15 protein-coding genes are annotated in these 18,395 nt (G+C 43.1%); 7 read left to right on the top strand and 8 right to left on the bottom strand.

The window, feature by feature from the left end:
- Nucleotides 1-251: 251 nt before the first annotated feature.
- Nucleotides 252-656 carry a GlcG/HbpS family heme-binding protein gene (locus AC59GT_RS06830; RefSeq protein ID WP_497236926.1) on the bottom strand — a complete coding sequence of 135 codons (405 nt, stop codon included), beginning with the start codon at nucleotides 654-656 and terminating at the stop codon, nucleotides 252-254.
- A gap of 164 nt (nucleotides 657-820) precedes the next feature.
- On the opposite strand from AC59GT_RS06830, the gene AC59GT_RS06825 reads away from it, so the two are divergent.
- The 4 genes from AC59GT_RS06825 to AC59GT_RS06810 all read left to right on the top strand — a co-directional run bounded on the left by AC59GT_RS06825 (nucleotide 821) and on the right by AC59GT_RS06810 (nucleotide 5,033).
- Nucleotides 821-1,063 (top strand): hypothetical protein, encoded by a 243-nt coding sequence (locus AC59GT_RS06825; RefSeq protein WP_117381906.1) that lies wholly within the window; start codon nucleotides 821-823, stop codon nucleotides 1,061-1,063.
- Nucleotides 1,064-1,281: 218 nt separating this feature from the next.
- Nucleotides 1,282-2,475 (top strand): pyridoxal phosphate-dependent aminotransferase, encoded by a 1,194-nt coding sequence (locus AC59GT_RS06820; RefSeq protein ID WP_497236925.1) that lies wholly within the window; start codon nucleotides 1,282-1,284, stop codon nucleotides 2,473-2,475.
- 171 nt (nucleotides 2,476-2,646) lie between these two features.
- The gene (locus tag AC59GT_RS06815) at nucleotides 2,647-4,071 is read left to right on the top strand and encodes an MBOAT family O-acyltransferase (protein ID WP_497236924.1); all 1,425 of its coding nucleotides are present in this window, start codon (nucleotides 2,647-2,649) and stop codon (nucleotides 4,069-4,071) included.
- Entirely contained in the window at nucleotides 4,068-5,033 is a 966-nt protein-coding gene (locus tag AC59GT_RS06810) for an SGNH/GDSL hydrolase family protein (protein ID WP_497236923.1), read from the top strand. The genes AC59GT_RS06815 and AC59GT_RS06810 overlap by 4 nt, the downstream gene beginning before the upstream one ends.
- Before the next feature lie 58 nt (nucleotides 5,034-5,091).
- Here the strand turns inward: AC59GT_RS06810 and AC59GT_RS06805 are convergent, their stop codons facing one another.
- The 4 genes from AC59GT_RS06805 to AC59GT_RS06790 all read right to left on the bottom strand — a co-directional run bounded on the left by AC59GT_RS06805 (nucleotide 5,092) and on the right by AC59GT_RS06790 (nucleotide 11,913).
- Nucleotides 5,092-5,652 (bottom strand): hypothetical protein, encoded by a 561-nt coding sequence (locus tag AC59GT_RS06805; protein WP_497236922.1) that lies wholly within the window; start codon nucleotides 5,650-5,652, stop codon nucleotides 5,092-5,094.
- 419 nt (nucleotides 5,653-6,071) lie between these two features.
- A complete protein-coding gene (locus AC59GT_RS06800; protein WP_497236921.1) occupies nucleotides 6,072-9,245 on the bottom strand; it encodes an efflux RND transporter permease subunit in 3,174 nt (1,057 codons plus the stop codon).
- A 55-nt stretch (nucleotides 9,246-9,300) separates the two neighbouring features.
- Nucleotides 9,301-10,485 carry an efflux RND transporter periplasmic adaptor subunit gene (locus tag AC59GT_RS06795; protein WP_497236920.1) on the bottom strand — a complete coding sequence of 395 codons (1,185 nt, stop codon included), beginning with the start codon at nucleotides 10,483-10,485 and terminating at the stop codon, nucleotides 9,301-9,303.
- Nucleotides 10,486-10,488: 3 nt separating this feature from the next.
- Nucleotides 10,489-11,913 carry a TolC family protein gene (locus AC59GT_RS06790; protein ID WP_497236919.1) on the bottom strand — a complete coding sequence of 475 codons (1,425 nt, stop codon included), beginning with the start codon at nucleotides 11,911-11,913 and terminating at the stop codon, nucleotides 10,489-10,491.
- A gap of 354 nt (nucleotides 11,914-12,267) precedes the next feature.
- On the opposite strand from AC59GT_RS06790, the gene spt reads away from it, so the two are divergent.
- From spt to AC59GT_RS06775, 3 genes are all read left to right on the top strand, one after another.
- A complete protein-coding gene (spt, locus tag AC59GT_RS06785; protein WP_117381912.1) occupies nucleotides 12,268-13,473 on the top strand; it encodes a serine palmitoyltransferase in 1,206 nt (401 codons plus the stop codon).
- A gap of 74 nt (nucleotides 13,474-13,547) precedes the next feature.
- Entirely contained in the window at nucleotides 13,548-14,666 is a 1,119-nt protein-coding gene (locus tag AC59GT_RS06780; RefSeq protein ID WP_497236918.1) for a GNAT family N-acetyltransferase, read from the top strand.
- Nucleotides 14,667-14,981: 315 nt separating this feature from the next.
- Nucleotides 14,982-16,310 (top strand): inositol-3-phosphate synthase, encoded by a 1,329-nt coding sequence (locus AC59GT_RS06775; protein WP_117381914.1) that lies wholly within the window; start codon nucleotides 14,982-14,984, stop codon nucleotides 16,308-16,310.
- Nucleotides 16,311-16,381: 71 nt separating this feature from the next.
- On the opposite strand, the gene AC59GT_RS06770 is transcribed toward AC59GT_RS06775, so the two are convergent.
- Genes AC59GT_RS06770 through AC59GT_RS06760 form a run of 3 tightly spaced genes read right to left on the bottom strand, consistent with a single transcriptional unit; the run spans nucleotide 16,382 to nucleotide 18,034 of the window.
- A complete protein-coding gene (locus tag AC59GT_RS06770) occupies nucleotides 16,382-16,804 on the bottom strand; it encodes an arsenate reductase ArsC (RefSeq protein WP_497236917.1) in 423 nt (140 codons plus the stop codon).
- A 13-nt stretch (nucleotides 16,805-16,817) separates the two neighbouring features.
- On the bottom strand, nucleotides 16,818-17,666 hold the full coding sequence (locus AC59GT_RS06765) for an arsenite methyltransferase (RefSeq protein ID WP_497236916.1): 849 nt from the start codon (nucleotides 17,664-17,666) through the stop codon (nucleotides 16,818-16,820).
- 38 nt (nucleotides 17,667-17,704) lie between these two features.
- Nucleotides 17,705-18,034, bottom strand: coding sequence for an ArsR/SmtB family transcription factor (locus AC59GT_RS06760; RefSeq protein WP_117381917.1), 330 nt, complete (start codon nucleotides 18,032-18,034; stop codon nucleotides 17,705-17,707).
- Nucleotides 18,035-18,395 lie beyond the last annotated feature (361 nt).

Below are 18,395 nucleotides of genomic sequence, written 5' to 3'. Positions count from 1 at the left end.
CACCCGGGACACCTGTTTGCACTAAACATTTAGATTACAGCGACTTAACTAACACAAGCGGGACAGTGCGGGACAGTACAAAAGCTTAAGGTTAACAACATAAGCCATTATTGCATAAGGAGTTATACAATTACAGCAAATTCAAAGACATTCTGGTGGGACAACTATAACCACTTTAATAAGGCGGCGATAAACAGCCATTCAAATTAAAAGCCGGCTAACCAGCTTTTAATTTTTTTACATAGTACCTGTTAACCGTTTGTAAAAGCTTCGGCCCCTGCGGTGGCAACTTCGTGGTCCTGGTCTATTGATCCGCCTGACACGCCTATTGCGCCAACAATTTTTCCATCTTGTTTTAACAGCACGCCGCCCGGAAAAGAGATCAAGCCTCCGTTAGAATGTTCAATGTTGTATAACGGCCCACCCGGCTGTGATAGCTTGCCAATCTCTCCCGTAGCCATATCAAAGTAGCGCGCTGTCTTAGCTTTCTTTATAGAAATGTCTACAGAGCCCAGCCACGCATTATCCATCCGGTGAAAAGATTTCAGGTTGGCACCTTCGTCAACAATGGCAATATTCATGGCGACACCTATAGCTGTTGCTTTGGCTTTTGCCGCTTCTGAAATTCTTTCGGCTTGTTCAATTGTAATACTCATAATTGTGTTTGTTATTAATCTTATCTGCAACAGATAGTATTGGTATTTGTTACTTATTAAATGGCTGTTACAAGCTTTCTCGTGGCTGATGGCGGGCAATACACCCAATTTAAAATAATTGCAACCAAATAGTTAATAAGGTGTTGTTTAAAGAAAATACTACTATGAAAAACCTACTTGATAATCTGAAAAACCCGTTTGAACACAAAAGTAATGGCGGCCTTTGGGTTGCTGCAATAGCATTGGGCACTGCCGCTGCAGGTGCAGCTGCATGGTACTACCTCAAGAGAAAAGGTGGGGAAATTGCCGAAGAGGTGCATAACTTTCCATATCACCAGGATCACGCAGAAAAGAAGCGCCCGAAATCTGATGTCGGCAGCTTGCATGCTATAACTACAGCACTTTAAAATAACGGGCCACTGCAAAACAGTGGCCCTCATTGTTTCTTTACTCTTCGTAATTCAAACATCGACTGCTGATAATTATATTGTATTACAGATACACTATGATGAGTTTAGTGGTGGCCGCCGTGCAAAATAAACGGCTTCAGAACACTGCATTTGCTGTTTGCTTGCCTTCGCCCCGACTAATTTTCTATATTTGCCGCGCAACAAAACACATAACAATGAGCGCATTAAGTAACAGGATAAACAACCTGTCGGAATCTCAAACCATTAAGATGGCCAAAATGGGTCGCGAGCTGGCGGCCAAAGGCGTTGATGTGATCAGCCTTAGCTTTGGCGAACCGGATTTTCATACACCGGAGCACATTAAGGAAGCTGCTAAAACAGCTATGGACAAAAACTTTACTTACTACACACCCGTAGCCGGCTATCCCGACCTGCGTAAGGCTGTAGTAGCCAAGTTAAAGGATGAGAATAACCTGGATTATACTGACACGCAAATTGTTGTATCTACCGGTGCCAAGCAGGCCATTGCTAACGCGGTGCTATGCCTGGTAAACCCCGGCGAAGAGGTGATCATCCCTACCCCGTACTGGGTATCGTACTCGGAAGTTGTAAAACTTGCCGAAGGTGTAAGCGTTTTTATTGACACTACTGTAGAAAGCAACTTTAAAATAACAGCCGAACAACTAGAGGCTGCTATTACGCCAAAAACCAAGTTGTTCATGTTCTCTTCTCCGTGTAATCCTACCGGGAGCGTTTACAGCAAAGACGAACTTGCATCGCTGGCAAAGGTGTTTGAGAAATACCCGCACGTTTATATTTTGAGTGATGAGATATACGAGCACATTAACTTTATAGGCGGTCACGAATCCATAGCCCAGTTTGACAGCATTAAGGACCGCGTAGTTATCATTAACGGTTGGTCTAAAGCGTTTGCTATGACAGGCTGGAGAATTGGTTATACTGCCAGCAACAGCGCTATTGCAGCTGCCTGCGACAAAATGCAGGGACAGATCACTTCAGGTACCTGCTCCATCACACAAAAAGCAGGTGTAGCAGCGTACACTGGCGGCTTGGAAAGTGTGCACGCCATGCGCGAGCAGTTCCAAAAACGCCGTGACCTTGTTTACAAGTTATTAACAGAAATACCGGGACTTACCGTGAACCTTCCTGATGGAGCGTTCTATTTCTTCCCTAACGTGACTTCATTTTTCGGTAAGAGCTACAATGGAAAAACCATTAATGACGCCGATGAGCTTTCTATCTTCCTGCTGGAAGAAGCGCATGTAGCAACCGTAGGCGGCGACTCTTTTGGCGACAAAAAATCTATCCGTATATCATACGCAGCTGCAGAAGATAAACTTGTTGAAGCCGTGCGCAGGATAAAAGAAGCACTGGCCAAGCTGGTGTAATATTATCTGAATCAGCATTTACAGAATTCAAGAATGAGCATAAAGACCGGTCGGGATCCCGACCGGTCTTTCTTGTTATCTATTACCCAACATGCTGTAAATTTATATCCTGAATAATTATTGATTATATTAGTGGCTGCTATTAGCCATTGCCTCTCTTTATCCTTTTATATGGTTTTTAATTCAGTAGAGTTTGTTATATTTTTCCTGATTGTAACGCCGCTCTACTTTTTATTACCTCACCGCTTCCGCTGGTTTTTGTTGTTGGCTGCGAGTTGTGTGTTCTACATGGCTTTTGTACCGGTGTACATTCTGATACTGGGTTTTACTATCGTTATAGACTACTTTGCGGGCATATACATTGCCGATGCTGAGGGCACACGGCGAAAAATGCTGCTTACCATAAGCATTGTTGCCAATGTGGGTATCCTGGCAGTATTCAAGTACTTCAACTTCATCAGTGAGAACCTAACCAATCTGTTGCATAGCTTGGGCTGGCAACACTCGCTGCCCGTACTAAAGATACTACTGCCCATAGGTTTATCGTTCCACACGTTCCAGGCCATGAGTTACACCATTGAGGTGTATCGCCGTAATCAGCCCCCCGAACGTAATTTCGGCATCTATGCGCTATATGTAATGTTCTACCCGCAATTGGTAGCCGGGCCAATAGAACGCCCTCAAAACATGTTGCACCAGTTTTATGAGCGACATGATTTTAACTGGGGTAACGCAAGTGCCGGCGTAAAGCGAATGTTATGGGGTTTTTTTAAAAAGTTGGTGGTGGCAGATAGGGCTGCGCTGTATGTTGATGCTGTTTATAACAATCCCACCCACCACTCGGGAATAGATTTTAGTTTAGCAACCCTTTTTTTCTGTATACAAATTTATTGCGATTTCTCCGGCTATGCAGATATAGCAATTGGCGCAGCTGAAATAATGGGTTTTAAGTTAATGGAGAACTTCAGACGTCCCTATTTTTCAAGAACGGTTTCAGAGTTTTGGCGCAGGTGGCACATCTCATTATCCAGCTGGTTTGTCGATTACATTTATATACCCCTGGGTGGCAACCGTGTAAAAGTATCAAGGTGGTACCTTAATATTATGATCATATTCCTGATAAGCGGGCTATGGCATGGTGCGGACTGGAACTATATAGTTTATGGTGGTGTTAACGGCTGCTATTTAATAACAGGCATTATTTTACAAGCACCGTTGGAGAAGTTCCATAAAGCAATTGGCCTTACCCGCCTGCCACGTTTGCTTAATCTGATAAAAATTGCTACTACAATTATGTTGGTAGGTTTGGCCTTCGTAATATTCAGGGCTCATGATATTCAAAGCGCCTTATTTGCCTTCACAAAAATCTTTACTTCATGGGGGCACTTGTTTGTGCATGAGAACCTGCTTTATGTTTTAATAGGCTCTTTCATAATGTTCCTGGCAGAGTACATGGAAGAATACCACCCCGAACATAGTTGGTTTACACGCAGTAATTACCCGCTGGTAAGGTGCTTTTCCTATTCAGTAATAATTATACTGATAATTGGCTTAGGGGTATTTGATGGCGGACAATTCATCTACTTTCAATTTTGATAAATAATGAGACCAAACCCGGCATGTTTAACAATGTAACCAAGCTTATTATATGCCTGATGTTTGTTTACCTGCTCGACCGTGCTGCGGGCGCCGGGCTCAGGTATCTTTATTTTACCCCTTCAGAAGGCAAATACCACAACCTGAGTTACGGCTTAGACTCTACCAGGGCAGATATTATTATAGTAGGCTCTTCCAGGGCATCACACAGCTATGTAACACAACAACTGGAAGATAGCCTGAAAGTAAGCTGCTACAATGCCGGTATGTGGGGTACCCATTTTTTACACCAGTATGCAACACTGCGTACAATAACAGACAGGTATAAGCCTAAAATAATTATTTGGGATTATTGGGAGGGCCTAAGAGTTAATGATATAGCCTACATGGAACTGTCTGACCTTGCCCCTTTTTATGACGACAGGCACCCTGAGGTGAAAAAGATGTTATATTTTGCTGATCCGTATAAAAAGTTCAAGATGTTTTCAAGGGTTTACCCGTTTAATTCAACATTGCTTTACGGCATAAACAAAACAATGGGCCTCCACAAGGGTGATAATGGCGGGATTTATGATAAGGGGTTTTTACCATTAAAAAACACGCTGAAAGAACCGCTGCAAGTATCGGAGCTTAGCGGCGATAAGCGGCCAATTGACACTAGTTGTGTGCGGTTGTACCGTTCGGCAATCAGGTATTGTAAACAGAACAACATCAAGTTGTATGTAATAATGTCACCTTATTTCGGGGTTTATAAAAAGCCGGCTAACTACGATGCACTTGCCAAAAATATAGCCGATGCTGAAGGCGTACCTTTTTTGTCCTATCTTAACGATAGTACAATATTATCCTCTGCCAGCAACTTTTCCGATAAAAGGCACATGAACGTTAACGGAGCCCATCGCTTTACAGATGAAGTTATTAAAGCCATTCGTAAGGATGTCAACGGGATTATAAAACAATAAAGCCCCCTGCTATTCGCAGGAAGCTTCTGTTTTGTTGTGGCTTTTGTTTTGTAATGTTTTACAAACCGAAACCGTAAGCTATACGAAGACCTACTGTACCGAAGTTGTTGCTCTGGCCAGTGTAGTTCTCATAACGCACACCAACATCCCAGCTTTGGTTTGCCCAGCCTATACCAGGTGAAGCAAGAAACTTGGTGTTTGTGTCATAGTCCGGACCGCCTTTAACTTCACCAAATCCGGAAGTTTCAAAAGCTGCACCCAGTTCACCGCTCAAATAAACATTTTGAGAAATGAAGGCTTTGATACCTACTTTAGCTGGTACTAAACCGTAAGATTTGTAGTCAACACCGGTATTGCCTATCTCTTTACCAAAATAGCCATTGTAGCCAGATGTGATGGTTAAAGCAAGGTTGTCAGCTAGGCCATACTGCAGGCGTGGAGAAACACCAAGGCCAAAGCTTGAAATGTCTTTCAAGTTACCAGTTGGCAATAAACCTTCCACACCGATACCGAAGCGCCATTTTCCTTTTGGAGTTGACTGTGCACTAGCTGTAGTAGTTCCGATAAATAAAGCTGCGGCTGTAAAAGCTGCCGCTACTAATGTTGTCATTTTTTTCATTGTCGTGTTTTTAGTAGTAAACAATTTAATTGTGATAACCCGGCATAATCAAATACTTTGCCAGTGTATGCCAATCAACACGTTAATACTTACAACTTTTTTAAAATAAAATTGCCATTTTGATAATCAGCAACACTGTTTTTGAACATAGATGCACTGATAATCAACAAGCTTGTACACTGTTATGATGGCGCATAATGATCGGGAGATAAGGTGTGCCACAATTTTAAGAAATTGTAAAATTCGTTCCCGTTAGCATACAAAAGTGTATGCTTAATACTATAAAAACGTTTAATGAAACCCCGGCAAAGTGGCTGCTTTGCCGTGCCGCTTAACATTTCATTAACGTTATTTAACAGTTTACAGCCGTTTATCCCATTAAAAAAGCCCCTTGGCGGGGCTTCTCAATATGTCGATTCTTAATGATTTTCTTCAGCGTCGGGGTCATAGTTTTTTTCCAACTCAGCCAGCTTTTCTTTGCCGTAAGCCACCTTAGTGATCAGATAAAACAATACCGGTACGATAAATATTGCCAGCGATGTAGCCGTGAGCATACCGCCAAATACCGTAAAGCCAATTGTTTTACGTGCCTCCGCACCAGCACCTGATGCAAACAACAACGGTAACACACCAAGTATAAACGCCAGCGACGTCATGATGATTGGACGTAAACGAAGCCGTACCGCCTCTAACGTGGCTTTCTCAAGTTCCATACCCCTATCCACACGTTCTTTGGCAAACTCCACAATAAGGATGGCGTTCTTCGCTGCCAAACCTATAAGTGTTATCAGACCAATTTGCGCGTAAACGTTGTTAGTAAGGCTACTACTAAACGATAGAAATAATATGGCACCAAAGGCACCAAGCGGCACGGCAAGCAGTACGGAGAACGGAACAGACCAGCTCTCGTACAACGCGGCAAGGAACAGGAATACGAATCCTATAGATAAAGCAAATATATATATCGTCTTAGATCCTGACAGGATCTCCTCACGGCTCAAACCAGAGAATTCGTATCCGTAGCCCTGAGGAAGCGTTTGCGCTGCAACTTCCTGCAACGCTTTGATAGCGTCACCCGAGCTATACCCAGGTTTGGTTGCACCGTTTATCTCCGCAGAGCGGAAGAGGTTATAATGCGATATCAAAGGTGCATTCTCAATAACCTTGTAAGAGGTAAGCGTACTCAGTGGCACCATGCTTCCCTGCGAGTTACGCACAAAGTACTGCCCTATATTTTGTATACTGGTACGGTAGTTTGTATCCGCCTGCGTAAGCACACGGAAGTTACGGCCGTAAATAGTAAAGTCGTTTACGTAAGCACTACCCATGTACGTTTGCAAGGCATTGTTTATGTCTGATATTGCTACCCCTAGTTTTTTAGCTTTCTCCCTGTCTATAGTGAGTTGATAGGCCGGTGTATGCGCACCAAAGAAAGAGAATGCTTTGGCTATCTCCGGTCGCTGGTTCACGGCGCCTACAAACGTGTTAAGCACCTTCTCGAAATTCTTGATATCGCCACCTGCTTCTTTTTCCTGCAGGATGAACGAGAAACCACCTGTGTTACCTAAACCAGGTATCGCCGGAGGAGAGATAACTACAACGCTGGCCTCTTTAAATTTCAGCAGCTTCTTCTGGATAGTTGCAATTACCCCATTCAGCTGATCTTTTTCATCCTTACGCTCTTCCCATGGCTTCAGCTGCACAAATATAGTGGCACTGTTAGACTTTGTCGCAAAGTTAACCGCGTTCAAACCGCCTAAGGCTGCAAAGTGGTTTATAGCTCCTACTGTCTTCAGCGTGTCCATCATTTCGTGTAATACAGCTACGGTACGTTCGGTAGATGAACCTTCAGGTAAATCGTAGGTTACATAAACACGGCCTTCGTCCTCCAACGGGATAAAGCCTGATGGTTTACCTTTAAACAACAGCACCGTGCCAACTACCACACATATTAGTATGACGATAACAAACTTGGAGTGCTTAATACCTTTATCAACCGCGTTACGGTAACGACCGGTAACCCTGTCAAACCACAAGTTGAACTTGTAAAACAACTTGTTGATACCGGTAGAATTCTCATCTATTTTATGTGGACGAAGCAAAAGAATACATAATGCCGGGGTAAGTGATAAAGCAACAAAAGCAGATATCAATACAGAGATAGCAATGGTAATTGCGAACTGCTGATACAACCTGCCTACTATACCCGGCACAAAACCCACCGGCACGAACACTGCCGCCAGGATAAGCGCAATAGCAATAACCGGAGCGGATATATCACGCATTGCGTGTTCTGTAGCTTCACGCGGGTCCATACCCTTTTCATCCATGTAGTGCTGAACTGCTTCTACCACCACGATGGCGTCATCCACCACAATACCAATTGCAAGCACAAAGCCAAATAACGTTAGTGTATTTATAGTAAAGTGCAGCGGAATAAAAAAGATGAACGTACCTATGATGGATACCGGAATAGCCAGTACAGGTATAAGTGTAGTACGCCAGTTCTGCAAGAACAGGAATACCACCACGATTACCAGCGCCAGCGCGATAACTAAGGTTTCAATTACTTCCTCCAATGAAACCTTAACCACAGTAACCGACTCAAACGGCACTACAAAGTCCACATCCGCAGGGAATGTACCTTTCAACTGGTTCATGGTAGCCACAACGTTATTTGCTGTTTCGATTGCGTTACTACCTGGTGCCTGATATATTAGCAGGTACGAGGCACGTTTACCGTCAACAAATGAGTTACCGGAGTAGTTAAATTTACCAAGCTCTACCCGGGCTATATCTTTCAGGTGCACAACCGCGCCGTTTTCTGGGCGGGTTTTTACAACGATGTTCTCAAACTCGGCTTTGCTGGTTAAACGGCCTTTTACCAACACAGTATACTCAAACGTTTGCCCCTTCATTTGCGGTGTGGCACCAACGGTACCTGCGGCTACCTGAGCGTTCTGCTCTTGTAATGATTGCGTCACATCAGCAGCTGTCATGTTGAGTGCCGCCAGTTTATCAGGCTTCAGCCAAATACGCATACTAAAGTCGTCAGCACGGGTAAACACGTCACCCACCCCTTTGGTACGCAGCAAAGCGTCTTTAATAAATACGTTGGTATAGTTATCTACAAAGGTTACGTCGTGGGTTCCCTTAGGAGAGAACATAGCAACCAGCATCAGGATGCTTGGATTACGTTTACGCACGATCAAGCCCAGTCGCTGTACTTCTTGCGGAAGGGTTGGTTGTGCAATACCCACACGGTTCTGTACGTCAAGCGCTGCTATATTAATATCAGTACCTACTTCAAAGTTTACCGTCATGCTCATAGCACCGTTGCTGGTGCTGTTACTTTGCAGATAGGTCATGCCTGGCGTACCATTCACCTGCACCTCTACAGGTGTAGCAACGGTTTGCTCTACAGTTAACGCGTCGGCACCGGTGTAGTTACCGGTAACCTGTACAGTAGGTGGTGTAATTTCTGGGTACTGCCCTATCGGCAGGCTCAGGATGGAAAGGATGCCCACGATAACTATCACCAGTGATATCACAATGGCGGTTACTGGGCGTCGTATAAAGGTGTCTGCGATCATTATTAAATTCTTTAAGCTTTAAAATAGGGTACTACCCTGCTGCTTATTGGTCTGTTTATTTGCTTTGAGTTGCAGGTTTACCTCCGCCAGCTGGGGCACCTGCACCTGAAGCTCCTGCCCCTGTTGCAGCCGGAGGCGGGCCCAAAGTTATCTTACCACCGTCTCTTAACCGCTGGAAACCTTCGGTCACGATTTTATCGCCGGGTTTAACACCGTCAAGCACAATAACATTAGCCTGTACACGCGGGCCTAACGTTACCTTTTGTTGTTTGGCGATAGTATCCTGAGAAATGAATACAAAGTACTCGCCCATTTGCTCAATTACAGCTTTGTAAGGTATCTGCACTTTATCACCAGATGCCGTGTTAAGTACCTTAAGTACACCGCTCATACCGTCCTTAAGATCATCTTTAGGATTGGGGAACTGTATACGTACTTTAATACTTCCGGTCTGATCGCTTACACCACGATCAATTGCGGACACCTTACCATGGTAAGGGTACTCATCTCCGTTAGCCATTGTTAACTTAAAAGTAGAATCGCTGCTTGCTTTTTGAAGTTTATAAAAGCGATCGATGTCCTGTTCGTTTACTACAACATCAACACCTATAGGGTTGCCTGCAGAGATGGTGTTCAGCAAGGTTGTACCCGGTAACACTTGTGCGCCTAGCTTTACCTGTGAGATGCCGATACGGCCGGTGAATGGCGCACGGATTGTAGCATAAGAAAGATCAGTAGCTGCAGATGCAAGTGCTGCTTGCGCTACGCTCACCTGGCTGCGGCTGGTTTCATAAGCCGCGGTAGCCTGGTCAACAGTTTGGCGGGCAACAGCATCATTTTTCAACAGCATGTTATATCTGTCTACGTCTTTTTGTGCTTTTACCAGGTTAGCCTTTGCGCTGGAAACGTTAGCTTGCGCCTGCTCGTAAGCAGCAACATACTTGCGCCTGTCTATTTCGTACAAAGGTGCTCCTTTCGTAACCACATCACCTTCTTTAAAGAATATGCCGGTGATAAAGCCGCTTACCTGGCTGCGAAGCTCTACGGTATTAATAGCTGTTACCACGCCCTGGTAGTTATCGTAATAGGTTGCATATGCTTTTTCGGCAGCAACAACGTTTACAGGCGTAGGCGGCGGTGCAGCCGCGGCAGCATCTTTTTTACTTTTATCACCGCAGGCCGTTACAGCAAGTAACGCAACAGCGGCTAAAAACGAATTGTATTTGTTTATCATGGTCATATTCTATTCAAGTGGCAAGGTTCCTAAAGCTCTTTGAAGATCAATTTTTGCTGACAGCAGCTGGAATAAGGCGTTGTAGTAATTAAGTTCGGCGGTGCGAAGGTCGGCCTGAGCAACAATAACGTCAAGGTAAGTTTTAATGCCTTCCCGATATTGCAGATCCACTACCTTATACACATCCTGCGCAAGCTGCACATTTTGGCTTAGCAGCTGCCAGTTGGTGTAATTGCTTTTATAATTTGCAAGCGCCTGCACATACTCGGTGTTAATGGCGTTGCGGGTATTTTCAAGGTCGAGGTCTGTACGTTTAACCTGCAAGCGGGCCTTGCTTAAGTTTTGTAACCTTTTTGTACCGGTAAAAATTGGAATGTTTAATGAGAGGCCAACGTAAGATGTTGGGTAGCCTTTATCGTACAAACCACTAAAGCTATCATTAAAATAAGCAAGGCTATAAGCGCCTACAGCAGATAATGAAGGCAAGAAACCCCAACGGTAATAAGACACATTGAGGTTTTGCAGGTTTTTAGTGCTTTCTAACAAACGGTATTCAACCCTATTGCCGTAATTCAACATCTGAGTGGTGTCTGCCACTGCATCGTTTTGAAGTCGTGCAGAATCATAAGATAGTACTATCCGTCTGTTTGGGTCGAAACCCATCGTTTGTTTTAGGAATGCAGTTTTACTTTTAATAGCTTCCTGAGTTTGCTTTTGTGATGCGAGGGCGTTGTTTAAGGCGATAGTTGCCTGTTTGTAATCTGTTTTATCAACTACACCTGCCTGGTAGCGCGAGTAAGCATCCTTTAAACTGCGGCGAAGCCGTACAATATCTTCCTTAATAATATCCAGTTGGCGCTGTGAAAGCAACACATCGTAAAACGCCTTACTTACATCAGATACCAGGTCTATTTTGTTGCTTTCGGTATTTTGCTTGTAGTACTGCCTTGAATATTTAGATGCACGCGAAGCTAGCAACACATCATTGTTATATATAGTTTGACTAGCAGATACACCAAGTGTAGATACATTTTTAGCTATAGCCAGGTTCTGCTGTGAAGTGCCGGTGCCTGTTCCCCCTGTACCTGTACCACCTGTGCCGTTTCCACCCGTACCGGTACCGCCGGTGCCGGTACCAACACCTGTTGCAACACCGCCCCCAATGATGTTGGGACGCTGAAAATAATGCTGAACACTATTACTGCTGTTCACCTGTGGCAGCCATCCTGACAAACCTATACGGATGTCGCGCTCGTTGATCTGCTCATCAATATAAGCCTGCTTTAATACAGGCTGGTTGCGCAGCGCGTACTGTACACTTTGTTTTAATGTTACAACAGCTACTCCCGTATCAACTGAGGAACTTTGAGCAAATACCGCAATTGGTAAAAAAAATAGTATATTAGTAAGGTATAGAAAGCAGAATTTTTTCATAGAGGAATACAGTTCGAATATTACAACCAAAATAGGGACCGAAAGTTCCCATTGATTTTTGATTTATTAAGTATAGCGCTGCGAAGATGAAACAATTATAAAACAATATAAAGTTGGCAACAGAATTTTTACTTAGTAAAGATATTTAGGCTTAAAACAGCATAATTGTTCATCTTTTTGATAGAAATTGAAAATTGGTGACATTGATTAAATAAAAATTTAATTAATTTGCCTGATGAAGTAGTATGCCGTGGCGTGGCTTTAATGAAATGTGTGTAAATTTTTTTGCACGTTGTATGCCCGAGTTTTGCTTATTCATGGTATTTTTACAAAAATTTAAAGAAGTGTTAATAAATGGTTAAAAAGTTACACGAGAAGATAGCCCAGTTCCAGGATGCGAATATGATCCGGGCACAGGGACTGTATCCTTTTTTTAGGCCTATAGAAAGCGGCCAGGATACAGAAGTTATTATAAATAACCAGCGTGTTTTAATGTTTGGTTCTAACTCCTATCTGGGATTAACCAACCACCCCAAAATCAAAGAAGCTACAAAAAAAGCCATTGATAAGTATGGATCTGGCTGTGCCGGATCGAGATTTTTGAACGGTACACTTGATATCCATATTGAGCTGGAAAACCGTTTGGCAAATTATGTCGGCAAAGAAGCTGCTGTGCTTTTCAGCACCGGTTTTCAGGTGAACCTGGGCGTACTATCATGCATTACGGGCCGTAACGATTACTTGATACTTGATGAATACGACCACGCCTCTATCATAGACGGCAGCCGTCTGTCTTTCTCTAAAGTAATTAAATACGCTCACAATGATATGGCAGATCTGGAGCGCAAGCTTAGCATTCTGCCGGAAGAAGCGGTAAAGGTTATTGTGGTGGATGGCATCTTCAGCATGGAAGGCGATATTGTTAAATTGCCTGAAATTGTTGAGCTAGCTGATAAATACGGTGTTAACATTATGGTTGACGACGCCCACAGTTTAGGCGTTATTGGTAAAAATGGCTCTGGCACTGCTTCTCACTTCGGGCTGACAAACCAGGTAGACCTGATAATGAGCACCTTTAGCAAGTCTCTGGCATCTCTTGGCGGTTTCATTGCTGCCGACTACGAAACTATAGATTACATTAAACACCGTGCGCGTTCGTTAATGTTTAGTGCGAGCATGACCCCTGGCTCAGTTGCCAGTGTTATTGCTGCTTTGGATATTATAGAATCTGAACCTGAACGTATACAGAAGCTTTGGGATAATACAAATTATGCCATGAAACTGCTTACCGACGAAGGTTTTGATGTAGGCGCTACCGAAAGCCCGATCATACCTATATATATACGCGACAATGCAAAGACTTTCCTGGTGACAAATTACTTGCAAAAGGCAGGTATCTTTGTTAACCCGGTTGTCTCTCCTGCTGTACCTTCCGACTCATCTTTACTGCGTTTTTCTTTAATGGCTACGCACACATTTGAGCAGATAGATGAAGCTGTAGAAAAGTTGATAGCGGTATGTAAAGAAGTTGGTGTAAACACCATTAAAGAAAATATATAACCAATTATCAACCTTCTGTAAAAGCCCTGCTTCTGTTCATTGCCCCAGCTGTGTCCCGGAGTTAATACCTCATGATGAAAAAAATAGTCCCGGTTCAATCAAAAAAGGAGCTTGCTTCTTTTATTGATTTTCCGCATGAATTGTACAAAAACGATCCAAACTACGTACCGGAATTATTTATAGCTCAAAAGGATTTGCTAACCACGCACCCTTTTCACAAGCACTCATCACTGCAAACATTTTTGGCTTATGACGGAGACAAGATAGTTGGGCGTATTGCTGCTATTTACAACACCAATCATAACAAATTCAACAATGTTAACGATGGCTTTTTTGGCTTTTTTGATTGTGAGAACAACCAGGAAACTGCCGATCTGCTGTTAACTACTGCGGTTAAGTGGGTTAAAGAAAAAGGTGCTACTAAGTTAGTAGGCCCGGTAAACCCGTCTACCAACGAAACCTGCGGGCTTTTGATCAAGGGTTTTGATAAGCCGCCGGTTGTTATGATGCCGTACAACCCCCAGTATTATGTTACGTTGCTAGAGCAAGCAGGTCTGCAGAAACAGACAGACTTACTAGCCTGGTACTGGGAAGGCGGAAATTACAACGATAAGTCGTTACAGATGTTGGACAGGCTGCAGGAGCGCCTGACACGCAACAGCGGCATTACTATACGGAAAATAAACCTTAAAAAATTTAAGCAGGAAGCTGACGCCCTGCGTGACGTATATAACAAGGCATGGGATAAAAACCTTGGTTTTTTCCCGATGACCAACGAGGAATTTGATTATACGGCTAAAGATCTTAAGATGATACTTGACCCGGATTTCGCCCTTGTTGCTGAGCAGAATGGGAAGATAGTAGGTTTTGGTGTTGCCATACCAGACATTAACCAAATACTAAAAACAATAAAAAAAGGCCGCTTATTGCCTATCGGTATTTTCAAGCTTCTTTTGAATAAAAGTAAGATACAGGGCATCCGTATTATGCTTTTAGGAGTTATAGACGGGTATCGCAAGATGGGCATAGAGGCTTGCCTTTATGGTAGCATTATAAAAGAATATCGACGTAAGGGCTTGAAATATGCAGAAGCATCATGGACTTTGGAAAAGAACGACATGGTAAACCGTGCTATTGAGGCTATCGGCGGCGACCAATACAAAACATACAGGATTTACGAAAAGGAAATATAAGAGATGCCATTCTGAATTTCAGAGGGTAAAAGAATTAGACACGATAGCCATGCAGCGGCAATCACCAAAGCCCAATGCATTTTTGATACTGCAAGGCATACATCCTAGTTTCATCTGCCTGTAAACTTTATAAATATTATTGCTTGCGTGAAGGTAAAAACGAGTTCTTTGCGCCGCAGACCGGTCAACTAATACCGGTTACACATCAGACATGGCTTTAACCATTATGAAAAACAAGAAAATGATAACTATCGTGGGTTGCTTCTTCAGCCGGCTTAGGATAGTTTCATTATACATTTAACACTAATTACGATAATGAAGATCAACATTAAACCTGCCGAAGGTAAACTTGGTATTTTAATACCAGGTTTAGGAGCGGTAGCTACAACCCTGATTGCCGGCGTTGAAGCCGTTAAGAAAGGCATTTCTCAGCCTGTGGGTTCACTTACACAAATGGGAAGCATCCGTTTAGGAAAAAGGACTGAGAACCGTCACCCAAAAATCAAAGACTTCGTGCCTTTGGCTAAGTTAGAAGACATTGTTTTTGGTGGTTGGGACGTATATGAAGATAACGTGTACGAAGCGGCAATGAACGCAAAAGTACTTGAGCCAACATTATTGAACCAGGTACGTGAAGGCTTAGAGTCTATTAAACCGATGAAAGCCGCGTTTGATAAGAACTACGCAAAGAACCTTGATGGTACCCACGTTAAAACCGGTACTCGCCAGGAACTTGCCGAGCAAGTGATGGAAGACATTAAAAACTTTAAAGAGCAGAACGGACTTGACCGCGTGGTGTTAGTTTGGTGCGGCTCTACGGAAGTTTACTTTGAAGGTTCGGAAATACACGAAACCCTTGCTGCTTTCGAGCAGGCATTAAAGGACGATGACAAACGTATTGCCCCTAGTATGATCTACGCATATGCAGCTTTAAAGCTAGGTGTACCATTCTCTAACGGCGCTCCTAACCTTACAGTAGACATCCCTGCGATGATTGAACTGTCTAAGTTAACACAAACCCCAATTGCAGGTAAAGACTTCAAGACCGGTCAAACTTTAATGAAGACCGTTTTGGCTCCGGGCCTTGCTGCACGCGCATTGGGCGTACATGGCTGGTTCTCTACCAACATCCTGGGTAACCGTGATGGTTTGGTATTAGACGATCCGGATAACTTTAAAACTAAGGAAGTTTCGAAACTTGGCGTATTGGAAGATATCCTTCGCCCGGATGAAAACCCTGAGTTGTATGGTGAGATCTTCCACAAGATCCGCATCAACTACTACCCTCCTCATGGTGATAACAAAGAAAGCTGGGACAACATCGACATTTTTGGCTGGTTAGGCTATAAAATGCAGATAAAGATCAACTTCCTTTGCCGTGACTCTATTCTTGCCGCGCCTATTGCATTAGATCTTGCTATTTTCAGCGATATGGCTAAGCGTGCAGGCATGAGCGGTATACAGGAGTGGTTATCATTCTACTTGAAGTCGCCTCAAACTGCACCTGGTTTACACGCAGAAAACGACATCTTCAAACAGTTGATAAAACTGGAAAACACCCTGCGTTACCTGATGGGCGAAGACCTTATCACACACCTGGGTCTTGATTACTATGATGACATGTTTGCAGGTCAGCAACAGTAACATTACATATCTATAATAACGAATAAAGCCGGGTAAATACCCGGCTTTATTCGTTTAATGCATTTATTAGGTCAGCTATCTTTCAGGTTTTCGTTTACAAAGTTCTGGATATAATTTCTGATCATCTCCCTCACGATTCTGAACTGTTCCATAATCTCCTCTTCAGTTCCTCTCGCTTTTGCCGGGTCCGGAAAATTATCATGCAACTTAACAGCATTCGTCGGGAAGTGAGGGCAGCTTTCTTTAGCGTTATCGCAAACAGTAATTACGAAGTCGAACGGGATGTTTAGATACTCATTTACGTTATTTGACGTATGATTGCTAATATCTATGCCGTCTCGCTTCATAACTTCTATCGCTCTAGGATTAACACCATGTGTTTCGATGCCTGCGCTATAGATATTTGCTTTTCCTTTTGTAAAATGGCGCAGGTAGCCATCAGCTATTTGGCTACGGCAACTATTACCTGTACATAATACTAGTATATTCTTCATCTGATTATTAAGTTTAGCTGCAACAAAAAGGTGCACAGCAGGCTTGGGATTCAATTATCGGCTTTTGAGCAAATACTGTTACGCTGAATATTCCTGTATTCCCTCCTTTAAATGATGACAGTTCCTGTTCATTCAAATATTTAGTTAAGATATCATCCGGGATAATTATCGGTTTTTCTTTCTGTACCGTCATACCTGTGAAAGCGTTAGCAACGATCAAATCGAGATAGGCGTCTTTCTGGATAGCACCGGACACACAACCCGCGTACATCTCTGCGTCGCGCCGTAATGCTTCGGGCAGATCTCCTACTAACACCACATCAGATATGCTAAAGTGGCCACCTGGCTTCAGCACACGATAAATCTCCTTGAAAACGCCGTCTTTATTTGGAACCAGGTTAAGCACACAATTACTTACAACAACATCGGCAATATTGGAGGTAACGGGCATCTTCTCAATATCTCCCTGCCTGAACTCAACATTATTAAAGCCCAGCTTTTCTGCATTGGCACGTGCTTTATCAATCATAGCGGGAGTAAAATCTATTCCAATTATCTTGCCTGTTTCCCCTGCTTCCGCTCGGGCCACAAAACAATCGTTACCAGCGCCGCTCCCAAGGTCAATAACCACATCCCCCTTTTTTATTAACGCAAATTGTGTTGGCAACCCACAACCAAGCCCCAGGTCTGCTTCAGCATTGTAGCCAGCTACCTGCGTGTAGTCGTCCGTCATAATGTTGTATACTTCCGTAGAACATCCTCCGGCACCACAGCAAGACGATTGATTGGTTTCCTTGTTCTGTAAAGCAATCTCGCTATACTTCTGCCTTACAATTTCTTTTAATTGCTGATCTGTTTCCATATTATTGTAATATTACGATTGATTTTATCAAATGAAAATTAACAACAAGTGCCGCTTTCCTGATAAGAAGAAAACAGCACATTAAACTTCTCCTGAAGGTTCTTCCATGCTTTTGGTTCGATGCAATAACAAACACTTACACCTTCAATAGTCCCTTGTATAAGGCCGGCGTTTTTTAGCTCTTTTAAGTGCTGTGAAATAGTTGCCTGTGCTAAACCTAGTTCAGTGACCAGGTCGCCGCATATGCAGGCATTGGCTTTGATTAGCTCTTGCAGAATGGCAATACGTGCCGGGTGGGCAATAGCTTTTAACTGAACAGCCAATTGGTTCTGCTCATTAGTATACATCTCTGTTTTGGTAACTCCCATATATATCGCAATATTACGATAAATAGTTGAGATACAAGTTTATTTTGTATTTAACTTACCACCCTCCAATTTTTATCGTACATGGTAACAATTACCAACCTAGCACGTCTACATCAGCAATAAGCTAAATTATTTGATACACAGATGAGATCACAAACAATAAAGTCAATTCAACTGGAATTAAAAGCAACAATTACATTTGACTTTTTGACCACAATAGTCTGTAGCGAATTTTTGCTACATTTGCACCTTAAGTAGCACGCAAATTCCAAATTATTACTTGCTACTAATTATCGATAGCAGTAAAATAAAAATATCCCCCTTAAGTTAAATTATCAGCAACGTAGGTTGTATCCGCCAA

Source organism: Mucilaginibacter sp. 320_HR (assembly GCF_059691875.1).
The sequence above is the reverse complement of the archived record's forward strand: the minus strand, read 5'-3'. Positions and strand labels throughout refer to the sequence as shown.

What these genes read in the sequence shown, in the direction of transcription:
- AC59GT_RS06830 (WP_497236926.1), bottom strand. Translation starts at nt 656, where the DNA reads ATGAGTATTACAATTGAACAAGCCGAAAGAATTTCAGAAGCGGCAAAA.
- AC59GT_RS06825 (WP_117381906.1), top strand. Translation starts at nt 821, where the DNA reads ATGAAAAACCTACTTGATAATCTGAAAAACCCGTTTGAACACAAAAGT.
- AC59GT_RS06820 (WP_497236925.1), top strand. Translation starts at nt 1,282, where the DNA reads ATGAGCGCATTAAGTAACAGGATAAACAACCTGTCGGAATCTCAAACC.
- AC59GT_RS06815 (WP_497236924.1), top strand. Translation starts at nt 2,647, where the DNA reads ATGGTTTTTAATTCAGTAGAGTTTGTTATATTTTTCCTGATTGTAACG.
- AC59GT_RS06805 (WP_497236922.1), bottom strand. Translation starts at nt 5,652, where the DNA reads ATGAAAAAAATGACAACATTAGTAGCGGCAGCTTTTACAGCCGCAGCT.
- AC59GT_RS06800 (WP_497236921.1), bottom strand. Translation starts at nt 9,245, where the DNA reads ATGATCGCAGACACCTTTATACGACGCCCAGTAACCGCCATTGTGATA.
- AC59GT_RS06795 (WP_497236920.1), bottom strand. Translation starts at nt 10,485, where the DNA reads ATGACCATGATAAACAAATACAATTCGTTTTTAGCCGCTGTTGCGTTA.
- AC59GT_RS06790 (WP_497236919.1), bottom strand. Translation starts at nt 11,913, where the DNA reads ATGAAAAAATTCTGCTTTCTATACCTTACTAATATACTATTTTTTTTA.
- spt (WP_117381912.1), top strand. Translation starts at nt 12,268, where the DNA reads ATGGTTAAAAAGTTACACGAGAAGATAGCCCAGTTCCAGGATGCGAAT.
- AC59GT_RS06780 (WP_497236918.1), top strand. Translation starts at nt 13,548, where the DNA reads ATGAAAAAAATAGTCCCGGTTCAATCAAAAAAGGAGCTTGCTTCTTTT.
- AC59GT_RS06775 (WP_117381914.1), top strand. Translation starts at nt 14,982, where the DNA reads ATGAAGATCAACATTAAACCTGCCGAAGGTAAACTTGGTATTTTAATA.
- AC59GT_RS06770 (WP_497236917.1), bottom strand. Translation starts at nt 16,804, where the DNA reads ATGAAGAATATACTAGTATTATGTACAGGTAATAGTTGCCGTAGCCAA.
- AC59GT_RS06765 (WP_497236916.1), bottom strand. Translation starts at nt 17,666, where the DNA reads ATGGAAACAGATCAGCAATTAAAAGAAATTGTAAGGCAGAAGTATAGC.
- AC59GT_RS06760 (WP_117381917.1), bottom strand. Translation starts at nt 18,034, where the DNA reads ATGGGAGTTACCAAAACAGAGATGTATACTAATGAGCAGAACCAATTG.